At 43.2% G+C, this 26,938-nt stretch carries 25 protein-coding genes; 24 read left to right on the top strand and 1 reads right to left on the bottom strand.

Features of this window, described 5'->3' with window-relative positions; all coding sequences use genetic code 11:
• From C5Z25_RS01980 to holA, 14 genes are all read left to right on the top strand, one after another.
• Nucleotides 1-933 carry a lactate dehydrogenase gene (locus C5Z25_RS01980; RefSeq protein WP_105451120.1) on the top strand — a complete coding sequence of 311 codons (933 nt, stop codon included), beginning with the start codon at nt 1-3 and terminating at the stop codon, nt 931-933.
• Nucleotides 923-1,210, top strand: a complete 288-nt coding sequence (locus C5Z25_RS01975) for a UPF0223 family protein (RefSeq protein ID WP_105451119.1) — start codon at nt 923-925, stop codon at nt 1,208-1,210. Before C5Z25_RS01980 ends, C5Z25_RS01975 begins: the two co-directional genes overlap by 11 nt.
• A gap of 11 nt (nt 1,211-1,221) precedes the next feature.
• On the top strand, nt 1,222-1,998 hold the full coding sequence (locus C5Z25_RS01970) for an inositol monophosphatase family protein (RefSeq protein WP_105451118.1): 777 nt from the start codon (nt 1,222-1,224) through the stop codon (nt 1,996-1,998).
• A gap of 190 nt (nt 1,999-2,188) precedes the next feature.
• Nucleotides 2,189-4,027, top strand: coding sequence for a translational GTPase TypA (gene typA / locus C5Z25_RS01965; RefSeq protein ID WP_105451117.1), 1,839 nt, complete (start codon nt 2,189-2,191; stop codon nt 4,025-4,027).
• A 204-nt stretch (nt 4,028-4,231) separates the two neighbouring features.
• On the top strand, nt 4,232-5,398 hold the full coding sequence (locus tag C5Z25_RS01960) for an FtsW/RodA/SpoVE family cell cycle protein (RefSeq protein ID WP_105451116.1): 1,167 nt from the start codon (nt 4,232-4,234) through the stop codon (nt 5,396-5,398).
• 27 nt (nt 5,399-5,425) lie between these two features.
• A complete protein-coding gene (locus C5Z25_RS01955; RefSeq protein WP_105451115.1) occupies nt 5,426-8,857 on the top strand; it encodes a pyruvate carboxylase in 3,432 nt (1,143 codons plus the stop codon).
• Between the two features lie 148 nt (nt 8,858-9,005).
• Nucleotides 9,006-9,305, top strand: coding sequence for a YlbG family protein (locus C5Z25_RS01950; protein ID WP_105451114.1), 300 nt, complete (start codon nt 9,006-9,008; stop codon nt 9,303-9,305).
• A gap of 15 nt (nt 9,306-9,320) precedes the next feature.
• Nucleotides 9,321-9,884 (top strand): 16S rRNA (guanine(966)-N(2))-methyltransferase RsmD, encoded by a 564-nt coding sequence (rsmD, locus tag C5Z25_RS01945; protein ID WP_105451113.1) that lies wholly within the window; start codon nt 9,321-9,323, stop codon nt 9,882-9,884.
• Nucleotides 9,885-9,887: 3 nt separating this feature from the next.
• Nucleotides 9,888-10,373, top strand: coding sequence for a pantetheine-phosphate adenylyltransferase (gene coaD / locus C5Z25_RS01940; RefSeq protein WP_105451112.1), 486 nt, complete (start codon nt 9,888-9,890; stop codon nt 10,371-10,373).
• The gene (locus C5Z25_RS01935) at nt 10,373-11,416 is read left to right on the top strand and encodes a SepM family pheromone-processing serine protease (RefSeq protein WP_105451111.1); all 1,044 of its coding nucleotides are present in this window, start codon (nt 10,373-10,375) and stop codon (nt 11,414-11,416) included. Before coaD ends, C5Z25_RS01935 begins: the two co-directional genes overlap by 1 nt.
• 88 nt (nt 11,417-11,504) lie before the next feature.
• The gene (locus tag C5Z25_RS01930; protein WP_105451110.1) at nt 11,505-12,257 is read left to right on the top strand and encodes a helix-hairpin-helix domain-containing protein; all 753 of its coding nucleotides are present in this window, start codon (nt 11,505-11,507) and stop codon (nt 12,255-12,257) included.
• 53 nt (nt 12,258-12,310) lie between these two features.
• Nucleotides 12,311-12,796 carry a ComE operon protein 2 gene (locus C5Z25_RS01925; RefSeq protein WP_105451109.1) on the top strand — a complete coding sequence of 162 codons (486 nt, stop codon included), beginning with the start codon at nt 12,311-12,313 and terminating at the stop codon, nt 12,794-12,796.
• Nucleotides 12,797-12,835: 39 nt separating this feature from the next.
• Nucleotides 12,836-15,085 (top strand): DNA internalization-related competence protein ComEC/Rec2, encoded by a 2,250-nt coding sequence (locus C5Z25_RS01920; protein ID WP_234002768.1) that lies wholly within the window; start codon nt 12,836-12,838, stop codon nt 15,083-15,085.
• Nucleotides 15,063-16,085 (top strand): DNA polymerase III subunit delta, encoded by a 1,023-nt coding sequence (gene holA / locus C5Z25_RS01915; RefSeq protein ID WP_105451107.1) that lies wholly within the window; start codon nt 15,063-15,065, stop codon nt 16,083-16,085. Before C5Z25_RS01920 ends, holA begins: the two co-directional genes overlap by 23 nt.
• Before the next feature lie 91 nt (nt 16,086-16,176).
• Here holA and rpsT read toward each other — a convergent pair whose 3' ends face one another.
• Entirely contained in the window at nt 16,177-16,431 is a 255-nt protein-coding gene (gene rpsT, locus C5Z25_RS01910) for a 30S ribosomal protein S20 (protein WP_105448600.1), read from the bottom strand.
• 238 nt (nt 16,432-16,669) lie between these two features.
• On the opposite strand from rpsT, the gene rpsO reads away from it, so the two are divergent.
• The 10 genes from rpsO to C5Z25_RS01860 all read left to right on the top strand — a co-directional run bounded on the left by rpsO (nt 16,670) and on the right by C5Z25_RS01860 (nt 26,771).
• On the top strand, nt 16,670-16,939 hold the full coding sequence (gene rpsO / locus C5Z25_RS01905) for a 30S ribosomal protein S15 (RefSeq protein ID WP_105448599.1): 270 nt from the start codon (nt 16,670-16,672) through the stop codon (nt 16,937-16,939).
• A gap of 189 nt (nt 16,940-17,128) precedes the next feature.
• Nucleotides 17,129-18,004, top strand: a complete 876-nt coding sequence (gene dapA / locus C5Z25_RS01900) for a 4-hydroxy-tetrahydrodipicolinate synthase (protein ID WP_105451106.1) — start codon at nt 17,129-17,131, stop codon at nt 18,002-18,004.
• Nucleotides 18,005-18,019: 15 nt separating this feature from the next.
• The gene (locus C5Z25_RS01895; protein ID WP_105451105.1) at nt 18,020-19,735 is read left to right on the top strand and encodes a ribonuclease J; all 1,716 of its coding nucleotides are present in this window, start codon (nt 18,020-18,022) and stop codon (nt 19,733-19,735) included.
• A gap of 59 nt (nt 19,736-19,794) precedes the next feature.
• Nucleotides 19,795-20,715, top strand: a complete 921-nt coding sequence (locus C5Z25_RS01890) for a hypothetical protein (RefSeq protein ID WP_105451104.1) — start codon at nt 19,795-19,797, stop codon at nt 20,713-20,715.
• Between the two features lie 215 nt (nt 20,716-20,930).
• The gene (gene tuf / locus C5Z25_RS01885) at nt 20,931-22,118 is read left to right on the top strand and encodes an elongation factor Tu (protein WP_105448595.1); all 1,188 of its coding nucleotides are present in this window, start codon (nt 20,931-20,933) and stop codon (nt 22,116-22,118) included.
• Nucleotides 22,119-22,323: 205 nt separating this feature from the next.
• Nucleotides 22,324-23,640, top strand: a complete 1,317-nt coding sequence (gene tig / locus C5Z25_RS01880; RefSeq protein ID WP_105451103.1) for a trigger factor — start codon at nt 22,324-22,326, stop codon at nt 23,638-23,640.
• A 227-nt stretch (nt 23,641-23,867) separates the two neighbouring features.
• Nucleotides 23,868-25,133, top strand: coding sequence for an ATP-dependent Clp protease ATP-binding subunit ClpX (clpX, locus tag C5Z25_RS01875; protein WP_105451102.1), 1,266 nt, complete (start codon nt 23,868-23,870; stop codon nt 25,131-25,133).
• A gap of 168 nt (nt 25,134-25,301) precedes the next feature.
• Nucleotides 25,302-25,895 carry a ribosome biogenesis GTP-binding protein YihA/YsxC gene (gene yihA / locus C5Z25_RS01870; protein WP_105448592.1) on the top strand — a complete coding sequence of 198 codons (594 nt, stop codon included), beginning with the start codon at nt 25,302-25,304 and terminating at the stop codon, nt 25,893-25,895.
• 2 nt (nt 25,896-25,897) lie between these two features.
• Nucleotides 25,898-26,194 carry a nucleoside triphosphate pyrophosphohydrolase family protein gene (locus C5Z25_RS01865; RefSeq protein ID WP_105451101.1) on the top strand — a complete coding sequence of 99 codons (297 nt, stop codon included), beginning with the start codon at nt 25,898-25,900 and terminating at the stop codon, nt 26,192-26,194.
• Nucleotides 26,195-26,363: 169 nt separating this feature from the next.
• Nucleotides 26,364-26,771: an iron-sulfur cluster biosynthesis family protein gene (locus C5Z25_RS01860; protein ID WP_105451100.1), complete on the top strand. Its 408-nt coding sequence runs from the start codon at nt 26,364-26,366 to the stop codon at nt 26,769-26,771.
• Nucleotides 26,772-26,938: the final 167 nt, after the last annotated feature.

Genomic DNA, 26,938 nt, shown 5'->3' with positions numbered 1-26,938 from the left:
ATGAACAATTCAGTTATTATTCGTGGATTATTCGAATTTGTACAACAACTCATATTAATTGCAATTGCTAAAGATTTACCAGTGAATTTAATTGTCGCCACAGATGTGGATGACGCACCGCGGTATCAAGCTTTGATTATGGCTAGTCTAGCTTGTCGAAAATTTTCGTTATTAGCACAAGCCAAACCAGATTATTCACAAGCTGATAGTTTAATTATCGGTAATTTGGCACCATTAGCGACCGATAGCGGACCTGAGGCCGATTTACAGCAAACGTTACCGTTATTTCGGACGTTTGTTAATCTTGCGATGGCGAACGGGTTTAACGGTAAGTTAGTTTTGGCCGGGAGTAATGATGCGGTGCTAAGCGTGCTGGCGGCACGTTTTAGCGGTGTGGACCATCAGCGCGTACTGGGGTTAGGGACCTTGTCGCAAAGCCGATTATTAGAACAATTATTACGCGACCAATTAAATGTTGGTCAACATGATGTGCATGCGTTTGTCGTCGGTACGGCGCAGGCACCATTGATTGCGTGGAGTCGGTCATATATTGGTGCGGCGCCGGTTTTAACCTATGTGGCTAACCAGGATACGAACTTTAGTGCGGAAGTCATGGGCACGGCGTTGGATCAAATTGATAATCCAGCCATCGTTACCAATCAAACGTTGAATGTGTTAGCATTAATGCAAGTCTTACGGGCATTCTATGACCAAGCACCATTTATTGGGACTGTTACCAATGTCCAAAGCGGTAGCGATGAACAATTGGTGGGGTTAGCGTCACCAGTGCTAGTTAGTGCCAATGGCATTAAACGTCTGGCTGACATGGTGTTGTCGGATGAGGAACAAAAAGAATATGCTGAAATTGCGAGCCAAATCCGTGGTGACTTGGATCGGGTTGAAGCAGGGGAGTTTGAACAAAATGACGGCTAGACATGAAAACTATCAATATCCACTAAATGAAATGTGGACCACCGCTGAAATTATTACAGTGACGACCTTTTATCGTCAAATTGAGGCGGCGAATGAAGCCACGGTTGTAACAGCTGAGCTATTAGCCGCTTATCAGGCGTTTAAAACGGTGGTACCTGCTAAGTCAGAAGAAAAACAATTGTCTCGAGAATTTGAAGCGGCAGCTGGGTTAAACATTTATCGGACGATGCAAGCTGCTCAAGCAACGAATACCCGACGTTTTAAGTATCGAATCTAGGTGATTCTATAATGGAAGTAGCAGCCTTACAGCAACTTAATCAGGCCGTTCAAACGGTGATGCAGCAAGCACGCTCACAGGTATTAGTTAAGATGGGGACTGCCATGACGGTCATGGAAAAAACGAGTCGTAAAGATTTGGTGACCAACGTTGATCGCAGCAACGAACATTTTTTAGTGCAAGCGTTACGGCAATTAGATCCCGGGGCCCAAATTTTAGGTGAGGAGGGGGCCGGTGACCAGGTGACTACGTTAGCAGGACATGTTTGGATTGTGGATCCTATTGATGGCACCATGAATTTTGTGCATCAACGCAATCATTTTGCTATCATGGCTGGCTTGTATATTGATGGGCAACCTACGCTAGGCTATATTTATGATGTGATGGCGGCCAAATTATATGCTGGTGGCCCAGCGATTGGCGTAACCTTAAACGGCACCACACTAACAGCGCCGCTTGATTTAGCTTTGTCAGCGGGATTATTTGGTGCGAGTGCGCCATTGCTGATTCATAATCGGTATCAGATGCAGACAATTGCGGCGACTAGTTTAGGGCCACGTATCATTGGCAGTGCTGGTATTCAGATCAGTCAAGTTTTGGCTGGGGAACTAGTCGGTTACCTGTCGTATCTACGACCGTGGGACTTTGCGGCTGGTCGAGTACTGGCTGAGACCCTCGGCTTGAGCGTGACACAAGTTGACGGCACGCCCGTAAATATGTTATCATCTGGTGCTGTACTAATAGCGACTAAAAGTGCGCAGCGTGCTATTTTGGCAATTGTCAAGTAAACGGTGTGACTGTGACCCATCCGTCACAGCTTTTTTTATGCCAAGCGATGAAAACCAGATGAAAGCGTCGTTACGAGTTAGTCAGTGCGCATCATTAACTTGATAGTAGCGCCAGTTTGTATTAATATATGTAAGATTTCAGCTATCAATTGGATAGTATGAATTTTGAAGGATGAAAGGAAGATCAATTTTGAAATTTAGAGATGATATCCGCAACATTGCCATTATTGCCCACGTTGACCACGGTAAGACAACCTTGGTTAACGAAATGCTTAAACAATCGGATACCTTAGATGAACATGTCCAGATTGACGATCGGGCGATGGACACTAATGCCATTGAAAAGGAACGCGGTATCACGATCCTTTCAAAGAACACGGCCGTACGTTACGGCGACAAACAAATTAACATTTTGGATACCCCTGGACATGCCGATTTCGGTGGTGAAGTTGAACGAATCATGCGAATGGTCGATGGGGTTCTACTTGTTGTTGATGCTTTCGAAGGGACGATGCCACAAACGCGTTTTGTGCTTAAAAAAGCCCTCGAACAACATTTGACACCAATCGTTGTGATTAATAAGATTGACCGTCCTGGTGCGCGTCCTGAAGAAGTTGTTGATGAAGTTCTGGACCTATTCATTGAATTAGGCGCTGACGAATCACAATTAGACTTCCCAGTCGTTTATGTTTCAGCTTTAAATGGGACTTCAAGCTACGAATCAGATCCTGAAAAGCAAGAACATACGATGAAGCCTATCTTTGAAACCATTATCAAGACCATTCCAGCACCAATTGACAACTCAGACGAATCATTACAATTCCAAGTTGCTTTACTTGATTATAATGACTACGTTGGCCGAGTTGGGATTGGGCGGGTCTTCCGTGGCGAAATCAAGGTTGGTGACAGTGTTTCAGTCATGAAGCTTGATGGGTCTAAGAAGAACTTCCGAGTAACTAAGCTCTTTGGTTTCTTTGGCCTACAACGGCTTGAAATCAATGAAGCTAAAGCTGGGGATCTAGTTGCCGTTTCTGGGATGGAAGATATTAACGTCGGTGAAACCGTCGCTGCTTCTGACAATCCAGAAGCTTTACCAATCTTACGGATTGATGAACCAACTTTACAGATGACTTTCCGGACCAACAACTCACCATTTGCTGGTAAAGAAGGTAAATTTGTTACCGCTCGTCAATTGGAACTTCGTTTGAAGTCCGAATTGGAAACTGATGTTTCATTGCGGGTTGAAGACACTGATGAACCTGGTGCTTGGGTTGTCTCAGGCCGTGGTGAATTGCATTTGTCAATCTTAATCGAAACGTTACGGCGTGAAGGTTATGAATTACAAGCTTCTCGTCCAGAAGTTATCTATCGTGAGATTGATGGCAAACGTAGCGAACCATTTGAATCAGTTCAGATCGATACGCCTGATGAATATACTGGGACGATTATCGATACGTTGTCACAACGTAAAGCTGAAATGAAGAACATGGAAAGTACTGGTAACAACCAGACTCGTTTGACATTCTTAGCCCCATCACGTGGTTTGATTGGTTATTCAACTGAATTCCTTTCATTAACTCGTGGTTATGGGATTATGAACCATACGTTTGCAAAATACATGCCAGTTATTACGAACTGGAATCCTGGTCGTCGGAATGGTGCCTTAGTTTCTATTAACTTAGGTAAGACGACAACTTATGCAACTATGGGTGTTGAAGAACGTGGGACGATTTTTGTCGATCCCGGTACGGATGTCTATGAAGGTATGATTGTTGGTCAAAATAGCCGTGAAAATGATATTTCAGTTAATATCACAAAGGGTAAAAATATGACCAATGTGCGTTCATCAAATAAGGACCAAACTGCCAGCATCAAGACGCCAACCCATTTGACGCTTGAAGAAGCTTTGGAATTCTTGAACAGTGATGAATACTGTGAAATTACGCCAGACCATGTTCGTCTACGGAAACAAATTTTGAACACGAATATGCGTGAAAAAGAAGCTAAAAAACGTAAGACTGGTAAGTAAATTAACAGTCGATGCATCAAGATGGTATGACCTGCAAGGGTTGTGCCATCTTTTTTTGTTAAGAAAAATAAAAACTACTCGGTTTTAATAATTTCACGGGTTGTGGTAATTGCGACTATGCTATAATTATTGCAAGTTAATTTTTATGATTATTATTGACGAACGTGCCATGAATTTAAACGTTTTAAGGTGGGATTAAAGGTCATGTTGAAGAAGTTGCACTACTTGGACTATGTTATCTTCATCCCGTATATTATCCTATGTGGGATTGGGATTATCATGGTTTATTCGTCAAGTTCATACGTTGCTGCTAGTAATGGCTCGTCGCCAACCGGCTATTTGATGAAACAGTTAATCTGGGTCATTGGTGGTTTAATGATTACGATGATTAGTATGAATCTAAAAATCACTTATTTTAAGCGCACTAATTTATGGGGGACATTTGGATTTATCATGTTAGGTATCTTGGTCATCATGCGGTTAATTGGTCATACGATCAATGGGGCTGCTGGGTGGATTACGCTTGGGCCGATTGGAATTCAACCGGCTGAATTTTGTAAGTTTTACTTAATTGTTTACTTGTCGGCCATTATCGCCCAACGTGAAGAACGACTAGGCGTTGCTAAATTTCGCGATTTAGGTGCGCAGATTTTAATGTTAGCTATGATGATTTTTTTAATTGTCATTCAACCAGATATTGGTGGGGCGACAATTAACTTGGCAATTGCGGCCGTCATTTTATTTGCCACTGGGATGTCTTATCTCGTTGGAATTGGTGCTTTTGCGACCGTTGTCGTGGGGTTTGAGTGGGTACTAGTGCCATTGATGAGCCATTTGCCTAAGAGTACGTTATCTAATTCTTATCAACTCCGACGGTTTTTAGGCTTTTTGAATCCATTTACCACGGTTTCAGGAGCGGGAACCCAGCTAGTTAATTCGTACTATGCCATTTCAAATGGCGGTCTAACCGGGGTAGGTATCGGGAATAGCTTGCAAAAACGTGGCTACTTACCAGAACCTAATACCGATTTTATCATGTCCATTACAGCCGAGGAGCTTGGCTTGATTGGGGTATTGATTGTCATGGGGCTGTTGCTCGTCATTGTGGGGCGGATAATTTATATTGGTGTTCAAGCCACGACGACATTTAATACGCTCGTGTGTTATGGCGTAGCAGCTTACTTGACTATTCAAGCTTTTATCAATGTTGGTGGGATTGTGGGTATTATTCCGATTACTGGGGTAACATTCCCATTCATGAGTTATGGTGGTTCCAGTATGATGGTATTGACGCTGTCGCTTGGACTAGTGCTCAATATTAGTGCGTTAGAAAAGATGGCGCAAGCAAATGCCGTTCGCCAGGCGGATTGATTTAATCTGGAAATGAGGAGAATTCTGATGAAAAAAGTATTGATTGCTAATCGTGGTGAAATTGCGACGCGGGTCATTCGGGCTTGTCATGAATTAGGCCTACAAACCGTTGCGATTTATGCTAAAGAGGACGAATTTTCGGTACATCGTTTTAAAGCGGATGAGGCGTACTTGGTTGGTGAAGGTCAAGCCCCAATTGCGGCTTACTTGGATATCGAAGACATTATTCGAATTGCCAAAGAAAATCAAGTTGATGCGATTCATCCTGGGTATGGCTTCTTGTCAGAAAATGCGACCTTTGCACGTCGCTGTGCTGAAGAAGGGTTAACTTTTGTGGGGCCTAAACCCGAACATTTAGAGATGTTCGGTGATAAGATTACCGCTAAACAGGTCGCTCAGGAAGCTGGGGTCGCGTCAATTCCTAGTACCACGCACCCAGTTACCAGCTTGAATGAAGCACTCCAATTCACTCAAAAATATGGCTTTCCCATTATGATCAAAGCGGCTATGGGTGGTGGCGGTCGTGGGATGCGTATCGTCCGGGCGGCTTCAGAGTTACAAGAAGCCTTTGACCGAGCGCGTTCTGAAGCCATGCAATCTTTTGGCGATGATGAAATTTACTTAGAAAAATTTATTGCACATCCAAAGCACATTGAAGTACAGATTTTAGGGGATGCGCATGGGAACATGTTACATTTATTTGAACGAGACTGTTCAGTGCAACGGCGGAACCAAAAGGTGATTGAATTTGCACCAGCTGTTTCATTGCCAGTAGCATTACGACAACGTATTTGTGAGGCAGCGGTGCGTTTAATGCAACACGTCCATTATTTGAATGCTGCAACGGTTGAATTCTTAGTCGAAGGGGATCAATTCTACTTCATGGAAGTTAACCCGCGGGTTCAAGTTGAACATACCGTGACGGAAATGATTACCGAAATTGATATTGTCCACGCCCAACTAAAAATTGCCCAAGGTGGCGATTTATTTAAAGACCTGCATTTACCACAACAATCAGATTTAACATACACGGGGGTTGCCATTCAATGTCGGGTAACCACTGAAGATCCGGCCAATGACTTTATGCCAGATACTGGCCGCATCGAAACGTATCGTTCTCCTGGTGGGAATGGCGTCCGGTTAGATGCTGGGAATACGTATTCAGGTGCAATTGTGACACCATACTTTGACTCCTTATTAGTTAAAGCCTGTGTTGTCGCTCGTAATTTTAAGGCAGCAGTGCATAAAATGCGGCGCGTGTTAGTTGAATTTGATATTCGCGGGGTTAAGACCAACATTCCATTTATGTTAAATGTGATCGATCACCCGACATTTCAAGCCGGTCAGGCCAATACCCGCTTTATTGATATGACACCGGAACTCTTTAAATTTCCTGAGGGCACCCAACAAGAAGATAAGATGTTGAAGTATATTGGCAACGTGACCGTTAATGGGTTTGCTGATGTAGCACAACATGCTAAGAAATACTATCCAGACGTCGAGTTTCAAGATAATTTTGCCCCACTGTCTAAAAAGATTGTGACGGCTAAGGATGTTTTAGATGCGCAGGGCGTTTCTGGCTTACAGGACTGGTTGTTGGGTCAAAAGGATGTTTTACTGACGGATACGACCATGCGAGATGCGCATCAGAGCTTATTTGCGACTCGGATGCGGACTAAAGATATGTTAGCCGTTGCTGCGGCGTCACAAAAGGCATTGCCACAACTCTTCTCTTACGAAATGTGGGGCGGGGCGACGTTTGACGTTGCCTTTAGATTCTTAAATGAAAATCCATGGGATCGGTTGAAAAAGCTACGGCAAGCGATGCCACGGACATTACTTCAGATGCTATTCCGTGGGAGTAATGCGGTTGGTTATCAGAATTATCCTGATAATGTCATTCGGGAATTTATTCTAGAAGCGGCGCATAGCGGGATTGATGTTTTCCGGATTTTTGACAGTTTAAACTGGCTACCGCAAATGGAAAAAAGTATTTTGGCAGTTAAGGAAACAGGCAAAATTGCTGAAGCAACAATCTGTTATACGGGCGATATCATGGACCCTCATCAGCAGAAGTACTCGTTAGCTTACTATCGGCAATTAGCGTTAGAGTTGCAATCAGTTGGTGCGGATATAATTGCGATTAAAGATATGGCTGGTGTCTTGAAGCCAGAGGCTGCGTATGAATTAGTAGCCACTTTAAAGGATGCCCTGGACATCCCAGTGCACTTGCATACACATGATACAACTGGCAATGGTATCTTTACCTATGCGCGAGCTGTTGATGCTGGCGTCGATGTGGTCGATGTGGCCGCCAGTGCCCTATCTGGGACGACTAGTCAACCATCGATGAGCTCCCTTTATTATGCCTTGGCACATAATGACCGGCAACCGCAAGTCGACATTAACCAGGTTGAAGCGATTAATCGTTACTGGCAAGGGATTCGCCCTTATTATCAGGACTTCTCTAATGGGATGACCGGACCGCAAACTGATATCTATCAAACGCAAATGCCAGGCGGCCAATACTCTAACTTACAACAACAAGCCAAAGCCTTAGGGTTAGGCGATCGTTGGGAAGAAGTTAAACAAATGTATGCCACGGTCAATGACTTATTTGGCGATATCATTAAAGTGACGCCAAGTTCAAAAGTGGTCGGTGATATGGCCTTATTCATGGTGGAAAACCAGTTGACGACGGCTGATATTTACGATCATGGGGAGAAGTTAGACTTCCCTGAGTCGGTTATTAATTTCTTTGCTGGTAATCTTGGTCAACCAGTCGGCGGGTTCCCAGAAAAACTACAAAAAATCATTTTGAAGGGCCATCCGGCATTAACGGTCCGACCAGGTAGCTTGGCGAAGCCTGCTGATTTTGAAGCAACTAAAACGGCTTTAGCTAAATTAATCGGACATACACCGTCGAAGCAAGAAGTTTTGAGCTATCTCTTATATCCGAAAGTCTTTCTAGACTATCAGGCGCAACATAAGCAATATGGGCACGTTTCACTATTAGATACACCGACCTTCTTCCAAGGCATGCGTTTAGGTGAAACCGTAAATGTCACGTTAGCTAAAGGAAAAGTCATGATTTTGAAATTAAATCAGTTAAGCGATCCTGATGTTGATGGTATGCGGACTTTGTACTTTAGTGTCAATGGGCAAAGCCAAGAAATCACGATTAAAGACAATGCCGTGCACCAAACGGCTGCCAGCACGCGCAAGGCTGAACCAACGAATGAAAATGAAGTTGGGGCAACGATGAGTGGCTCAGTCTTAAAGTTGTTGGTTAAAAAAGGCCAGACAGTTAAGAAAGGTGAACCGTTGCTCGTAACGGAAGCCATGAAGATGGAAACGACGATTCAAGCACCGGAAGCTGGCGTGATTGAACACGTCTATGTTCAAGCTGGCGATGTCATTCAAACGGATGATCTGTTATTAGAAGTGTTACCTAAATAACCTAAATTAAGTCTGAGATGAGCGCCTCTCAGGCTTTTTTAGTGGTCAACGAAATGAAACTTAAGTTATCGCCATACTCTTAGTTGACGAAACTTCTAATCTAGCCTAACATTTAAAAAGATAGAAAGTTAAAAGAGGTGACCGTTCGATGGAATTTACCGTAAAACCACGTCGCTCATTGATTGTTTATTTGCATTCAATGAAACAGGTGCGTCAATTGAAACGTTTTGGCAATATTCAATATCAATCGCGCCGCGGCCATTATGTTGTGATTTATTTAGATGAAAGCCAAGTGCAACCAGTAACTGTTCGCTTAAGAAAACTCAATTTTGTTCGGCGGGTCGAACCATCTTACCGACCAGATGTTGATATGAACTTTGGTGAACGAGTGGATCAAGGCTTCTTTAAACCCCAAACTGGTGTGGCACCCGAAGATGATGATGATTAAAGTTGGTGAAAGTATATGCGGATTGTAGCAGGTGATTTTGGTGGTCGGCGCTTAAAGGCAGTACCGGGCATGCAAACCCGACCAACCACAGATAAAGTTAAAGAAGCTGTTTTTAATATGATTGGGCCTTATTTTGATGGTGGCCGCGCATTAGATTTGTTTGCGGGTAGCGGTGGCTTGAGTATTGAAGCGGTGTCACGCGGCATGGATGCAGCTGTTTTAATTGATCGACAGTATCAAGCCATTAAGACAATTAAGGATAACGTCGCAGTGACCAAATCCTCAGAAAAATTTGAGATTATAAAGGGGGATGCGCAGCGGTTAATGTCCCATTTGGCCGCTCAGCAGCAACGGTTTGATATGGTCTTTTTAGATCCGCCCTATGCTAAGCAACAAATTGTGAAGACCATTCAAACGATTGATTCACTAGGGTTATTAAATCCGGGCTGTCGGATTGTTTGTGAAACGGACACGACAGCTGAGTTGCCGACGATGATTCCCGGTTTTGAACTGGTTCGGCGGCAAACGTATGGGATTACAGTCATTACGATTTATCAAAAAGTAGAAGTGGAGGCCTAGTCCATGACAATTGCGGTTTTTCCTGGTAGTTTTGATCCGATTACGCGCGGCCATTTAGATTTAATCCAACGGGCGAGTCGATTATTTGATCAATTAATCGTAGCGGTGATGGTCAATACCAGTAAGCAAGCACTATTTACACCCGCTGAGAAAGTTGCCATGATTGCGGCTGAAGTGCAGGACTTGCCCAATGTCCAAGTTAAGGCGGCCACTGGTCTGACAGTCGATTTTATGGCCGCAGAACAGGCCACAGTCTTAGTTCGTGGCTTACGTAATGAACAGGATTTTGGTTACGAACGAGATATTGCTTGGATGAATCAATCCTTAAATGCCACGATTGAGACAGTTTGCTTGGTTGCTCGGCCACCGTATGCTTATTTTTCGTCGAGTTTAATTAAGGAAATCGCTAAAATGGGCACGGATATTTCGACCTATGTGCCGACCGCTGTTGCAATTAAGCTACAACAACGGTTACAGAGGCAGGGCTAATGAAAAATGTGCGCCAATTTATCCATCGTTATTGGATAGGCATTTTAGTAGTAATCGTCGTATTAGGGCTTTTTTTAGTGCCTTTACCAGATTATATTGAAGGCCCCGGGAGTGCTAATAACTTGAAATCGTTGGTCACAGTTAAGGGGCATCCAGACAAGCGGGCTGGTAAATTTATGTTGACTTCGGTTACCTTGGCAAAAGCACGGCCGATTACGTGGTTATATGCGCAACTAAACCCACATTATTCCGTCGTTAGTGCGGCTGAGATTAGCGGGGGCGAGGATGATGCTACTTACGACAAGGTCCAGACCTTTTATATGCAAAGTGCAATTAATGAAGCGATTGCAACGGCCTATCAGGCAGCTAAGCAAACGACTCATAAAACTTATCGTGGTATTTATGTTTTGGCAGTTCAAGCAAACTCTAAATTTAAACGAGCGGTCAAAGTGGGCGATACGATTACCAAAGTCGATGGCCGTCATTTTACTAATGCACAAGGTTATCAGACCTATATTGCGAAACAAGGTATCGGCAGGTCGGTGACTATTACGTATCGGCATAATGGGCACACTAAACAGTTCACTGCGCCATTAATTAAATTAAGTACTAAGCGTGCTGGAATTGGGATTGCATTGACCGATAATGTTAAAGTAACAACTAAAATTCCGGTCAAGGTTAATCCGGGTGAAATTGGGGGACCTTCGGCAGGGTTAATGTTCAGTCTCCAAATCTATCAACAACTAACCAATCAGAATTTACGGCGTGGTCGTAAGATTGCTGGAACTGGAACGATTGGGGCGGATGGGTCAGTCGGTGAAATTGGTGGCATTGATAAAAAAATTATTGCAGCTAAAAAAGCAGGTGCGACAATCTTTTTAGCCCCTTATGTGAAGCCGACAAAGGCCATCTTAGCATTAGAGGATGGGCATCAAACCAATTATCAGGTTGCAAAGGCGACGGCTAAACGTTATGCGCCTAAATTACGGGTCGTACCAGTAACGTCATTTAAGCAAGCAGTTAATTATTTAGCACGACATTAGGGATTCGGTGGGAAACCGGTCCCTTTTTTGCGAAGTTAAAACGAAAGGCTAATCTTCCACGTAGTTGATGACTATAAGGGAGGTTATTATGGGATTAGAAATTTTAGCATGGCTAAAAGGCCATCGGTGGGTTGCCATTGCCCTAGGTGGCTTGAGTTTAGGCGTGGTTAGTATTGGACTGATGATGAGTTTGCAATCTCCAAGAGCGCCAGCACCAGTAGCCGATGATGCGCTAAGCAGTCAATCGCAACCAGTTGCCAGTCAGCATAGCAGTTCACCTGCCTTAGTTAGCAGTAGTAGCATTGCCACACCGCCGGCTAATGCTACGGCTAGTTCGGTAGGACCATTGTATGTTGATGTTAAAGGTGCGGTCAACCAGCCAGGTCTTTATCAGGTACAGGCCACAACTCGAATTGCGGATGTAATTGCTTTAGCGAAAGGGTTACAACCTCAAGCCGATCAGACCCAACTTAATCTAGCTGCCAAGGTTACCGATCAACAAGTTGTTTATGTGCCAGTAAAAGGTGAACAGGTGCCAGCCACTGCTAAACAACCAGCAGGTGCCAGTGCCAGTTCAGTAGCTAGCGGTAATGGTATAAGTCAGGCTGCAACGACGGTGCCCAGTCAGGCCAATGCTAGTACAAGTACGGGGCCGATTAATTTAAATACGGCGGATGTCAGTGCATTACAGCAGTTAGCCGGAGTCGGGCAAAAGAAGGCAGAAAGAATTATTGCCTATCGTGACACGCATGGTGGGTTTAAAAGTGTTGACGATTTGAAGCAAGTCAGTGGAATTGGCGATAAAACGTTAGAAAAATTCCGTGATCAGCTCACGGTCTAGGCGGATTGTCTGCTATTTGGTATACTACGGTCATTGAAAGTGAGGCAAAATTAATGCAAGATCAACGAATTCCATGGGATCAATATTTTATGATGCAGGCGGTACTGTTATCAACGCGCAGTACGTGTGAACGATTATCAGTTGGTGCAACTATCGTGCGGGATAAACGCATTATTGCGGGTGGGTATAATGGCTCAGTTTCAGGCGATGTCCATTGTATTGATGAAGGATGTTATTTAGTTGACGGGCATTGTATGCGAACGATTCATGCAGAAATGAATGCTATTTTACAGTGTGCTAAGTTTGGTGCCGCCACGGACGGTGCTGAAATTTACGTGACAGATTTTCCTTGTTTGCAATGTACCAAAATGTTATTGCAGGCTGGGATTAAAAAAATTCATTATTTACGAAATTATCATAATGACGCTTATGCGATGTCATTAATTGAACGTAAGCAAGTCGAATTACAACAAGTTAAATTTGACCAAGCTGACTTAGATAAATTAAGTTTGGATCAAATTTTATTAAAAAATAACTAATTGCGGGGCTTATTTTTTGCGGCCATTGGTAGTGGCTTATTGAGTAGTTGGCTTGTTGGACAACAATGGCCAGCAGCCGGGTTGTTAGGTCTGTGGGGACTACGACTTATTTATATGCGACAACGGCGACTACTAATGGGCTCGGTGTGTATCATGGTGGTCATGGCCGGTTGGTTGATTTTTAAAAACCGACAGTTTGCTCAGATTAGTGGCGAAATGCCACAAACGGTTACGTTATCGATTACGGTTCAACCCGACCAAATTAGGTTTAAAGGTGGTCAGTATCAGTTGCTGGCAACCAGTGTCCATGGTCGGCTAATCAGCTATGGTCGGCTAGCTTCAGCTGCTGAAAAGCAACAGTTAAGTCAGATCACGCAACGGACGCAGTGGCAAGTGGTGGGCGAACTAGCACCGGTTGGGCCACCGACCAATCCTGGTCAATTCGATGGGCCTAGTTATTATCGTAGTCAAGGTATTTATCGCCAATTAACAATTAAAAAAATAACGGCTTTAACCTCGGCACCACGAACTGGTTGGCTAGGTGGTCTAGACTGGATTCATCAAGTGCGACAACAGTTTAGCTTGACATTGGAACGGTTACCACCGACGTTGCAATTATATGCTAAAAGCTTGTTGGTGGGACTACGGCCGGTTAATTTTCGGCCGCAAATGACGAGCGTGCAACAGTTGGGATTGATGCACTTATTTAGTTTGTCAGGACTCCATGTGATTTTACTGGTTAGGATGTTGCGGTGGGTACTAGTTCGGGGACACTTGAGCCAGACGGCGATTGATTATTGGCTATTAGGCTTATTGCCAGTATACTTGGTCTTTGGCGGTGGCGCGGATAGCTTGCAACGTGCCGTAATCACTGCTTGGTTACCGCTGGGCTGGCAATTGCTAACGCGGCAAGCTAGTGGCGCATTAGCGGGGTGGAGTCTGGCCTTGTTAATCGGGATTTGGACGAATCCCTTGGTGTTATTACAATTAGGTGGGCAATTAAGTTATGGGTTAGCATTGCTCTTGATTTTAGCGCCACCAATGCCAGCTTGGCGGTTAAGCGGTTGGGTGCAACTGCTTAGTTTGCCTGTGATTTTAACGGCAACTGCCCAGTGGCATCTATTGACGCTGCTGGTCAATTTAATTGTGGCGCCACTATTTAGTTGGGGGTTACTGCCATTGACTATCATTGGCGCCAGTCTAGGACAATATTCGCTAACAATTGCGACTTGGTGTGAGCAAGGATTAGCTCTTTTTCAACGAGGGATTGATTGGGTCGGGACACTGCCAGGGTTATTGACGATAGGCCGCCCGGTCCCCTGGTTAGCTTGGGGGCTGACTTTAACCACGCTATGGCTATTACGGACTCCCGCTAAACGCTGGGCAATTCGCTTAGGATTAGCGTATTTAGGGCTGATTTTGAGTATTCGCTGGCCGTTACGTGGCGCAGTACAATTTATTGATATCGGTCAAGGTGATTCGATTTTAATCCGACAGCCATTTAATCGACAAGTTAGTCTGATTGATACAGGTGGTCGCTTACATTTTCCAACACCGGCCTGGCAAACTGGTGGGCAATCGCAAGCACGAGTTGAGACGATTACGGTTAATTATTTGCATCAACTAGGGCTGAATCATCTGGATACGGTTTATTTATCGCATAAAGATGTGGATCATATTGGTGATTTAGGCCGATTGTTGCAACTGATTAAGGTGCAACAAGTGGTGGTTCCGGCTGGCATGGCAGGTTTGCCTAAATTTAAGCAACTATTAGCACAAGCGAAGTGGCGACCACGGGTTAGAGAAGTCGTTGCCGGACAACGGTTTGCCGATGGCTTAACTGCGCTCCATCCGTTTCAGCCCGGTCATGCAGAGAATGCTGATTCATTAGTACTAACGGGGCGGTTTGGGGGGCAGCAGTTTATGTTCACTGGTGACCTGGATCAGGCTGGAGAGCGTGCCATTGTAGCTCGGTATCCGATGTTAAGAGTGGATGTGTTAAAATTAGGACATCATGGTAGTAAGACGGCCTCAAATTATCAGGCCTTACAACAGTTACAAGTCCGCCGAGCAATTCTGTCAGTTGGCCGGCATAATCGGTATGGTCATCCCAACCAGGAAACGTTGACGACGCTTGCACAACAACACATTATCACGTATTCAACAGCGTTGCAGGGGATGATTACGTATCGTTTTGGTGGCGGTCGCGCAAGCACCTGGCAAACATTTTTGAAGGAAGGTAATTTCTATCAACGCACAGCAGGCCATGCAGGACCTTCAGCCCGGTAAATTAGCCTCAATTTATGTGGTTTTAGGGACGGTTAATTATTTAGCAGATCAACTGAAAACCAAGTTACTCCAAGTGATTCCCAGTGAAGAACAGACCATGAATGTGGGGAGTTATGATATGGAAACGACGCCCGTTGCGGTTGCATTAGACGACGCAATGTCGGCGCCTTTCTTTGGTGAACGTCGGTTAGTTTTTATCAATCATCCTTATTTTTTAACCGGTGAGACTAAAAAAAATAAAATTGATCATGATTTAGACACGTTACAAAGTTATTTCGACCATCCGGAACCAGATACAATCATGGTTTTGATGGCGCCTTATGAAAAGTTAGATGCACGGAAAAAGCTAGTCAAAACGTTAAAAAAACAAGCGACCATCATTGAAATCAATCAGGTTTCAGAACATGAGACGCAAAAGTATGTGCAGTCGGAACTAGCGGCCAAAAAGATTTCGATTGATCCGGATGCGTTACAAGCGTTGGTTAGCCGGACTGATGGTCAATTAGGACTAATCATGGCGCAGTTACCCAAACTGATGATTTATGCCGCCCGGTCGCAACGAATTGATTTGCCAGCTGTGGATGCCTTGGTCACTAAGTCGTTAACACAAAATGTGTTTGACTTAGTCAACAATGTCTTACGGTATCAAACGCAAGCGGCCGTCGAACTCTATCATGAGTTAGTGACGGCCCAAGAGGCCCCATTAAAAATCAATGCGATTCTGTTGGGCCAATTTCGTTTATTGTTACAAGTTAAAATTTTGGCACGAGCCGGGTACAGCCAGGGGAGCTTGGCGAGTACTTTAAAAGTGCACCCATATCGTGTGAAGTTAGCACTGCAAACGGTCCGACAATTTAATCAGCCAGCATTGCGAGCGGCTTATCTAGGCTTATTGCAAACGGAAGTCCAAATGAAAACGACGCAACGTGATCCTGAATTATTATTTGAATTATTCATGGTGCAATTTGTGAATGAACGGCAAGTGTTAGCTAAAAACTAAAAAGTGCTTCAAAACTCATTTAGATGAGTTTTGAAGCACTTTTTAGGTATTAAAAAACTCCTAAGCAAATGCTCGGGAGTCGAATTGCGCTTTACTTAGCGTAACGAACAGCCATCCGTGACTTGTCACGGGCAGCCTTGTTACGTTTGATAAGCCCCTTAGAAGCAGCTTTGTCAACCGCGCTAACGGCTGCTAAGTATAAATCATCGACGTTATCGGCGCCGGTAGTTTTAGCAGTTTCGAATTTTTTAACAGCAGTCCGCATTGCACTCATTTGAGTGGTATTACGAGCATTTGCTTTATTGTTTGTTTTCACGCGTTCAATAGCGGATTTGATAATTGGCATATAGATTCACCTCCATCAAGGACCAACTTTTTTTCAACAAATGTTATTATACATAAGGCCCGGCCTGATTGCAACTGTTATGTGTAAAGTAATTTAACTTGATATGCAATGAAACTTGCTTTTTAAACGTGACTTTGCTAGACTATATCAAGTGTTCAGCAACCCTTTACTTAGTTTATCGAGCACCACCAACGATTTACTCAGTTTAGGGCAATTATTCGAAAGGTGGTTGATACACATGGCAATTTCACGCGAAAAGAAGACGGAACTTATTACTAAGTATGCCCGTCACGAAGGCGACACTGGTTCAGTTGAAGTCCAAGTTGCAGTTTTAACGGAGGATATCAACGAATTAAACGAACATTTACGTGTTCATAAGAAAGATTTTCACTCACAACGTGGGTTGATGAAGAAAATTGGTCATCGTCGTAACTTATTAGCTTACTTGCGTAAGGAAGACGTTAACCGTTACCGTGACTTAATCCAAAGTCTTGGTCTTCGTCGTTAATATTGAGATTGAGGGAACTGCCAATTGGCGGTTCCTTTTTTTTACATAAAATGCAGGATTACGCCTAATTAGAGTGGTTAAAGGTCTAGCTATTGCTTTAGTTTAAAATGTGGTAAACTGGGGTGAGTTACTTATTCGGCGCAAGTACAATGGTACTTGTAAATTTTTATTATGAGGAGTTTTTAATTCATGAACTTTGAAAATGTTGATTTAATGACTGCGATGGTGACCCCGTTTAATGCGCAACAACAATTGGATGATGAACGGTTAGTTAGTTTGATTGAACATTTGTTGGCTCACGGTACACAAGGTTTAATCGTGGGTGGCACAACGGGTGAAGCCCCAACGTTGTCAGAAGCAGAGAAACTAGCTTTATTGACTAAAACCGCTAAGATTGTGGCTGGTCGGGTCCCAATCGTGGCTGGGACTGGATCAAATAATACGGCGGCAACGATTGCATTTACCCAAAAAGTGAGTCAAATTAAAGGCATTGATGCAGCCTTAGTTGTTGTCCCTTACTATAACAAGCCTGATCAAGCTGGGATGATTGCGCACTTTACGGCAGTTGCCGAACAGGGTGGGTTACCTGTGATTATTTATAATATTCCTGGTCGGGTTATTGTGAAAATGACAGTTGCGACCATCTTAACGCTTGCCAAACAGCCTAATATTATCGGGGTAAAGCAGTGTGCCTCAATGGAAGAATATGGGGCCTTAGTCGAACAAGCGCCGGCTGACTTTTTAGTTTACACCGGTGAGGATGCGCAAAGTTTAGCTGCCAAAGAAATTGGCGGTGCTGGCGTCATTTCGGTAGCGAGTCATTTATACGGCGATGAAATGACAGCGATGTATCAAGCTGTAACGACGGGTGACGTGGCATTAGCCGCGAAGTACCAACGGGACTTAACGCCTAAAATGGCCGCTTTGTTCAGCGCACCATCGCCATCACCGGTGAAAGCGGCGTTGAATTATTTAGGGCAACCAGTGGGCGACCCCCGGTTACCAATCTTACCGTTAAATTCCGAACAAGAAGCTAAGTTGTTTGTCACTCTAAATATTAAATGAATCAAGGTGAAATAATTGAGTAGTGAAGTTAAAATTACCCCCTTTGGTGGGGTCCGTGAAAACGGTAAAAATATGTACGCAGTCGAAGTCGATGAAGAAATTTATATCTTGGATTGCGGTTTGAAATACCCTGAAAATGAATTACTTGGTATCGACGTAGTGATTCCCGATTTCAGTTATTTGCGTGAAAATGCGGACCGCATTGTTGGGGTCTTCTTAACCCATGGACATGCGGACGCAATTGGCGCCTTACCGTACTTTTTAAATGAGTTTAATGTGCCAGTCTTTGGGTCAAAATTAACCGTTGAATTGGCTAAGATTCAATTACAAAAAGATCCTAAGGCTAAGCAATTCGATGATTTTCATATTATTGATGAAAAAACTGAAATTGATTTTGGAACGGTGACGGCGTCATTTTTCCGGACGACGCATTCGATTCCAGACTCTATGGGAATTGTGTTGCAAACGAGTGCCGGACAAGTCGTCTATACCGGTGACTTTAAGTTTGATCAGACAGCTATTACTAATTATCAGACTGATTTTGCTCGGCTAGCTGAGATTGGATCCAAAGGTGTCTTGGCACTGTTGAGTGATTCAGCAAGTGCTGAAAACTTTGATCAACCTGTCAGCGAACACGCCATTGCGGCATACGTTTTGGATACTTTCAAATATCATACTGGGCGCATTATTGTGGCTTCAGTGGCTTCGAATATTTTGCGTATTCAACAAGTGTTAGATGCTGCTGAAAAGTCAGGTCGTAAAGTGGCCTTGATGCCCGGCGATGTCGAAAGCATTATTAATACGGCCTTGAAGCTCGGTAAGCTGCGGATGCCAGCGGATGTTGTCGTACCATTGGATTCAATTGATAAGTTAGACCCAGCTCAAGTGGTTATTTTACAAACTGGTCGGATGGGTGAACCTATCAAGGCACTACAACGAATGGCCAATAAGCAAGAAGGCAAGTTGAATATTGAAACTGGTGATTTGGTCTTTATTACGACGACCCCCTCACATTCAATGGAAACAGTGGTTGCCAAGACTCGTGATATGATTTATCGGGCGGGAGCAGATGTCAAAGCGATTGCGGATGAGATGAATTCATCAGGTCATGCAACTAAGACTGATTTACAGTTGATGATGAACCTAATGAAACCTAAATACTTTATGCCAATTCAAGGTGAGTATCGTTTATTAGATACGCATGCTGAATATGCGAAAGAGGTTGGTATTCCTGCTGACCATATCTTCATTGCTGCTAAAGGTGATCAATTCGTTTATGATGGGACCGACATGCATCTTGCTAATTCGATTGAAGTTGGCGATACAATGATTGATGGCATTGGTGTTGGCGACATTGGGAATATCGTCTTGCGCGATCGTAAGATTTTATCTGAGGATGGTATTTTTGTTGCGGTAGTCACGATTGATCGGAAGAAAAAGAAAATTATTGCGACACCTAAAATCACCTCACGTGGATTTGTTTACGTGAAGACGAGCAAAGATTTGATGCAAGAAAGTGCGGAACTGGTCAAAGAAACCGTGCAATCTAACTTAGATAATAAAGAATTTGATTGGGGTCATTTAAAACAAGCTGTTCGTGAAAAATTGAACCACTATTTGTGGGATCAGACGAAGCGGCATCCTGTGATTTTACCCGTGATTATGGAAGTCAATCAACATCATCGGCGGACAAAAAAGGCGAAACCAGCGCCAGCCGAAACAGAGGCTTAAGCAAGCAATTAGTCGGGAACTTCCCGGCTTTTTTGCTTACTAACGGAAAGGAGGAGCCAATGACACCTGACACTGAACAACAACTTAAAGCGGCTCAGGTTGCCGCTGACCAAGCAGACTGGTCCACAGCGGCAAGCTTGTTTGAAACGGTTTATCAAACGGCGCAAAGTTATGCGTTGAACTTACAGTTAGTCACGGCCTTGGTCGCCACGCAAAAGTATACACTGGCCAGCGCCTATGCAGCTGAGTATGAACCCACTTATTTGGCAACAGATGCAGCGGCAAGTTTATATCTGACTGCTTTACTTGAAAGCCATCAATTTATTAAAGCGCGCATGGCTGCAGAATTACGAGTTGCCCAGACTGACTGGTATGCACAGACGCTTGCCCAAATTACGGCAGCTGAGACGCTGGCAACGACGACGTTGCAACAGACGTTAAAGACGACGATGCGTCAGTTCTATCACATGTCCGATCAACCAGTGGCGGCACAAAATGACCAGTTGTTGGCCGCCCAACATTTAACCTATGCACAATATGTGACGGCCGCTAAATTTTTATTAATTGATCCATTTTTACACCAATTGTCACGAGTGGAGGTCCTGTACACGTTGCGGGCGTTAGGCGTCGCAACCACCGTTCAGTTCCTCTGGCTTGACGAGACGCGTTTGGCAGTCATTCCGTCAGCTTTGCCAGCAATGGGCCAAGATTCAGGGAGTCGAACTGTTCAGCATGCCTTACAACAACAATTTGCGCAAACTGATGTCACGATGTTTGAAAATTTACAGGCAGTTTTATCCTTACAATTGATGTATTTATACCCAGAAACTGAAAAAATAATGACGGATGCGCAACTCTGGTTAACCTTATTATTGGCAGCTCAAACAGGGACCGTGCCCCGAAACTTAACAGTGACTGGTCAAAAAATGCTTGACATTCAGCAACAAATTCAACAACTGAACCTTGATTTTGCCCAATAATTGAAAACAATGCCCTTTAATTTACAAAAATTAAACTTTTTGAATAATATCTGTTTACAAACCAGATGGTACTATATATAATGTTTAAGGATTCCTAGTGATAGGCGAGTGATTTGGCCTTTTCATTAGGATGTAGTATAATATTAACTAAAGAATTGTCGGGGCATTAATTTGGCCTGACATCATTCTTGCGAAAATCACAGGAGGTTTCATTAATGGCAAAAGAACATTATGAAAGAACAAAACCCCATGTAAACATTGGTACTATCGGCCACGTTGACCATGGGAAGACTACTTTGACAGCTGCTATCACAAAGGTATTATCTGAAAAGGGCTTAGCCCAAGCTCAAGATTTTGCCTCAATTGATGCTGCTCCCGAAGAACGTGAACGTGGTATTACAATCAATACTGCTCACGTTGAATACGAAACAGAAAAGCGTCATTACGCTCATATCGATGCCCCAGGACATGCTGATTATGTTAAAAACATGATCACCGGTGCTGCGCAAATGGACGGTGCTATCTTAGTTGTTGCCGCAACTGATGGTCCTATGCCACAAACGCGTGAACACATCTTGTTGGCTCGCCAAGTTGGTGTTGACTACATCGTTGTCTTCTTGAACAAGACTGATCTTGTTGATGATGACGAATTAGTTGACTTGGTCGAAATGGAAGTACGTGAATTACTTTCAGAATACGATTTTCCTGGCGACGATATTCCTGTCCTTCGCGGTTCAGCACTTAAAGCGCTTGAAGGCGACGAAGAACAAAAGAAGGTTATCTTACACTTAATGGACGTTGTTGATGAATACATCCCAACTCCAGTTCGTGATACTGAAAAGCCTTTCTTAATGCCTGTTGAAGATGTCTTCTCAATCACTGGTCGTGGGACAGTTGCTTCTGGTCGTATTGACCGTGGGACTGTTAAAGTCGGTGACGAAGTTGAAATCGTTGGTTTGCATGACGAAACACTCAAGTCAACTGTTACAGGTCTTGAAATGTTCCGTAAGACTCTTGACACTGGTGAAGCCGGCGATAACGTTGGTGCTTTGCTTCGTGGTGTTAACCGCGAACAAGTTGTCCGTGGTCAAGTTCTTGCTAAGCCAGGTTCGATCCAAACTCATAAAAACTTCAAGGGTGAAGTTTATATCTTGAGCAAGGAAGAAGGAGGCCGTCATACGCCATTCTTCTCAAACTATCGTCCTCAATTCTACTTCCATACCACTGACGTTACTGGTGTTATCGAATTACCAGAAGGCGTTGAAATGGTTATGCCTGGAGACAACGTTACATTTACAGTTGAATTAATTTCCCCTGTTGCGATTGAAAAGGGTACTAAGTTCACTGTTCGTGAAGGTGGCCATACTGTTGGTGCCGGGGTTGTTTCTGAAATTGATGACTAATCTCTAATTGATTTTCATTGATTCATCTAAGAGAGACTTGGGAGATTCTTCCAAGTCTCTTTTTTTAAGAAAATCGCAAATAAGGCGGCCACATCTAGCGCTTTTTTAACTGATTTGGTTTACTTTATGGATTTGATAGGTTAAACTTAACAAGTATGCAATTGACTTGAATTGTAGAAAATATTAATGTTTCGGAGGAAATATAATGGCTGCAAAGTGGGAAAAGAAAGCAGGCAACCAAGGCGAATTAACATTCGAAATTGGTGCTGACAAGATCAAAGAAGGAATCGACAAAGCCTTCCAAAACACGAAGAAGAACTTAAATGTCCCTGGTTTCCGTAAGGGTAAGGTTCCACGTCAAATTTTCAATCAAATGTATGGTGAAGAAGCCCTTTATCAAGATGCTTTGAACATTGTGCTTCCTGAAGCTTACGAACAAGCCATTAAAGATACTGAAATTGAACCAGTTGATCAACCTAAGATTGATGTTGACAGCATGGAAAAAGGCAAGCCTTGGGTTTTGAAGGCTGTTGTAACGGTTGAACCTGATGTTAAATTGGGCGACTACAAGGAACTCAGTGTAACGCGTCAAAACACACGCGTTTATGCTAAGGACGTTGATGCTGAATTAGAATCACGGCGTGAAAAGCAAGCTGAATTAGTTTTGAAAGAAGACCAACCAGCTGAAAATGGCGACACGGTTGTCATTGATTTCAAGGGTTCCGTTGATGGCGAACCTTTTGAAGGCGGCGAATCAGAAAACTATTCACTTGAATTGGGTTCTAACTCATTCATCCCTGGTTTTGAAGATCAATTAGTTGGGGTTAAAGCCGGCGATGAAAAAGACGTTAAAGTAACTTTCCCTAAAGATTACCAAGCTGAAGATCTTCAAGATAAAGAAGCAGTCTTTAAGGTTACCGTTCATGAAGTTAAAACTAAGGAACTCCCTGATTTAGACGACGAATTTGCCAAGGATGTTGACGAAGATGTTGATACGCTTGAAGAATTAAAAGCTAAGATTAAAGATGACCTTAAAGATCAAAAAGAAAAGGCTGCTCATGATGCCATTGAAGACGAAGCTTTAAACCAAGCTGTTGACAATGCTGAAATTGAAGCCGTTCCTGATGCGATGAAGGAAGACGATATTCATCGTCAAATGGATCAATACTTGGCTAACATGCAACAACAAGGTATTGATGCTAAAACTTATTATAAGTTAACTGGCACAACTGAAGACGACTTACGTCAACAGTTCGCTGCGGATGCTGAACGTCGGGTTAAGACAAACTTAGTCTTAGAAGCCATCGTTGAAGCTGAAGCCATCAAACCATCTAAGGATGAAATTGATGCTGAAGTTAAAGATTTAGCTGGTCAATACAACATGGAAGAAAGTGCTGTTCGTGGCGCTTTAACTGATGATATGTTGTCACATGACATCGCAATTCGCCAAGCGGTTGATATGATTACTGATTCTGCTAAGCAAACTGCTAAAGCTGATGAAAAAAAGGACGATAAAGACTAATTCATTTATCGGTCTAAAATGAGAGAGGTCTTGAAGGGTTAACCTTCGAGGCCTTTTTCTTTGTTGGAAATCAATTGGTTGGTTTTGAAACTTAATAGACAAATTATTTTTTGTTTTCATGGGAGCATGTTATAGTAATGAGCGTAGATGACCGGGTCGCAGCTGGTTTTGACCCGGATTTTCTGTTATGATTAGCTTATGTAAATACATCGATGAGGTGAGAATGAATGTTTGAAAATACCGAGACAAATGGCCCAGTTAACTGCTCATTTTGTGGCAAGTCACAAGATCAAGTTAAAAAAATTGTTGCCGGACCCGGCGTTTATATCTGTAATGAATGTATCGATTTATGTAAGGAAATAATCGATGAAGAATTCAGTGAAGAACGCACACACGAATTAACAGATACACCAACACCTAAAGAAATTGTTGACGATTTAGACCAATACGTCATCGGTCAAAGTGAAGCTAAGCGGACACTTTCAGTAGCGGTCTATAACCATTATAAACGGGTTAAAGCAATGGCTGAGAGTGACGATGAAGATAATGATGGTCCTGAATTACAAAAAAGTAATATTAGTTTAGTTGGTCCCACTGGTTCTGGTAAGACCTTCTTAGCTCAAAGCCTAGCTCGAATTTTAGATGTGCCATTCGCTATTGCGGATGCCACGACCTTAACTGAAGCTGGTTATGTTGGGGAAGATGTTGAAAATATTCTTTTGAAGCTGTTGCAAAATGCCGATTATGACGTTGAACGGGCTGAAAAAGGTATTATCTATATTGATGAAATTGATAAGATTGCTAAGAAGAGTGAGAATGTTTCGATTACGCGGGATGTTTCCGGTGAAGGGGTTCAACAAGCCCTTTTGAAGATCTTGGAAGGGACCATTGCCAATGTGCCACCGCAGGGCGGACGTAAGCACCCACAACAAGAGTTCATTCAGATTGATACGACAAACATCTTATTCATCGTAGGTGGCGCGTTTGATGGGATTGAAGACATTGTTAAGCGGCGACTAGGTGATAAGACAATTGGTTTTGGCACGGATACTGATGGCAAGAATACCATCTTGGACGACTCGAAGAGCTTGATGCAACAAGTTGTTCCCGAAGACCTATTACAATTTGGGTTAATTCCTGAATTTATTGGACGCTTACCAATTTTAACGGCGTTGGAACGGTTAACTGAAAGTGATTTGGTCCGGATCTTAACGGAACCTAAGAATGCTTTAGTTAAACAGTATCAACGATTGATTGCCTTGGATGATGCTGAGTTAGACTTTAAGCCAGAAGCCCTACAAGCCATTGCCCGTGAAGCACTAGCTCGTAATACGGGTGCGCGGGGACTACGGTCAATCATTGAAGATACGATGCGGGATATTATGTTTGATATTCCAAGTCGCAAAGACGTTAAAAAAGTGATTATTAACGAGGCTACAGTTGAAAATCACGCTGAACCAGAATTGGTTTTAGCCGATCAAAAGGCATCTTAAGTAGCAGGATTAATTAAAGTGAATTAATTTAATTTCAAGACCGCGGTGACTTTGTTCATCGTGGTCTTGAATGCTGTTTAAGACCTTTTCGGTTTTGATTGAATGCCGTATGTGACGGATGAAATGTGTTAGAATGGAAAAAGACTATTTGGTAAGGGAGCTATTTTGATGGAAGTGCATAACGTAGAACTTGTCATGAGCGCGGTCGCGCCCAGCCAATATCCGATGACTGGCTATCCGGAAATTGCGTTGTCGGGTCGTTCCAATGTCGGAAAATCATCATTGATCAATGTGTTGATCAACCGTAATAGCTATGCGCGGACGTCGGGGCAACCGGGGAAGACGCAGACGCTTAATTTTTACAAAATTGAAGAACAACTGTACTTTGTTGATGTTCCTGGTTATGGCTATGCGAAAGTTTCTAAAAAAGACCGCGAAAGATTCGGTCAAATGATTGAAACTTATTTAACTAACCGTGAGACATTACGTGGTGTCATTATCTTGGTAGATGCACGCCATGCACCGACCAAAGATGATGTGGCAATGTACGACTGGATGGGCTACTATAAGATGCCAATACTAGTGGTTGCCACTAAGAGCGATAAAATTCCGCGGGGTAAGTGGAACAAGCAAGAGAGTCTCATTAAAAAGACGTTAGGGTTCCAAGCGAAGGACGACTTTATCGCCTTTTCTGCGAAGACGAAGGATGGTAAAGACGCTGTTTGGCAGTGGATTGAAGCACATACAGTAGGGGGCAAGTAGGATTGGACTTTAATGACTATCAAGCTTTAGCAAATCGAACACTTTACGGCAATGAACAAGTTTTAACGAATTTATCGTTAGGCTTAGCTTCTGAGACTGGTCAAGTGGTTGATTTAGTTAAAAAATATACGTTTCATGGTAAGAGCTTGAATAAAGACCAGTTAACGAAGCAAATGGGCGATGTTTTATGGTATCTGTCGCAAGTTGCTGAGTGGGCTGATATTCCTTTTGATGACGTTGCGCAACAAAATATTGCCAAACTTAATCAGAAATATCCTAATGGTAAGGCACCCAAGTAAGTGGCGTAATAGTTAATTTAGTCATGATTTCGACGCATTCAGGCGTTGAAATCATGGCTTTCTTTGAATAAAAGGCATCTTGATTGCAATTTAAACCGGTCTGCGTTATATTATTAAGTGTAGAAGAGTTGTGCACAACTAAATTGCTGTAATTGAAAGGGTGTTGACGATGAAGATTAACATTAAAGATGACGCACAGGCCTATTTGGCAGATAAGATTCCAGCTGGGAGCCGTGTAATTCTGACTACTGATGATGGTTCCAATAAATACTCCAGTTTGGGTGGTAGCTGTGCGATTGGGAATAAGTTCCAATTGGTTATTTTAAAGCAGGCCGATCCAGATTATACGATATCATTGGAAAATAATGCCGACTATGACATGGCAACAGCACCAGCTGATGAAGACTTTCTTGGTAATGGTTTGAACATCTCACGTTGGCACAATGCGCTCGCCTTAAAAGATGACAGTGGGATGTTAGATGGTGCATTATCAGTAGTTGACTGGCGGAACGTTAGCCCTGAAACAGAAGCTGAACGGCGCGAAAAGATGCAAACAATTGGGACTAAAATTTGCTAATTAAAAATTTGAATCAGTGATTAAGTGGCAGTGATGAAAATCACTGCTTTTTGCGGTACGCCATGCAGCAACTATTAATATATAGCAGGCTGAAAATAATTAAGATTAATGGCAACTTTCTCCTTGACCTAAAGTCAGCTCCAGGTCGTATGCTAAGTCCATCATCA

This window comes from Lactobacillus sp. CBA3605 (assembly GCF_002970915.1).
GTDB lineage: Bacteria > Bacillota > Bacilli > Lactobacillales > Lactobacillaceae > Lactiplantibacillus.
Note: the sequence above shows the minus strand (reverse complement) of the source record. Positions and strands in the feature narration are given on the sequence as shown.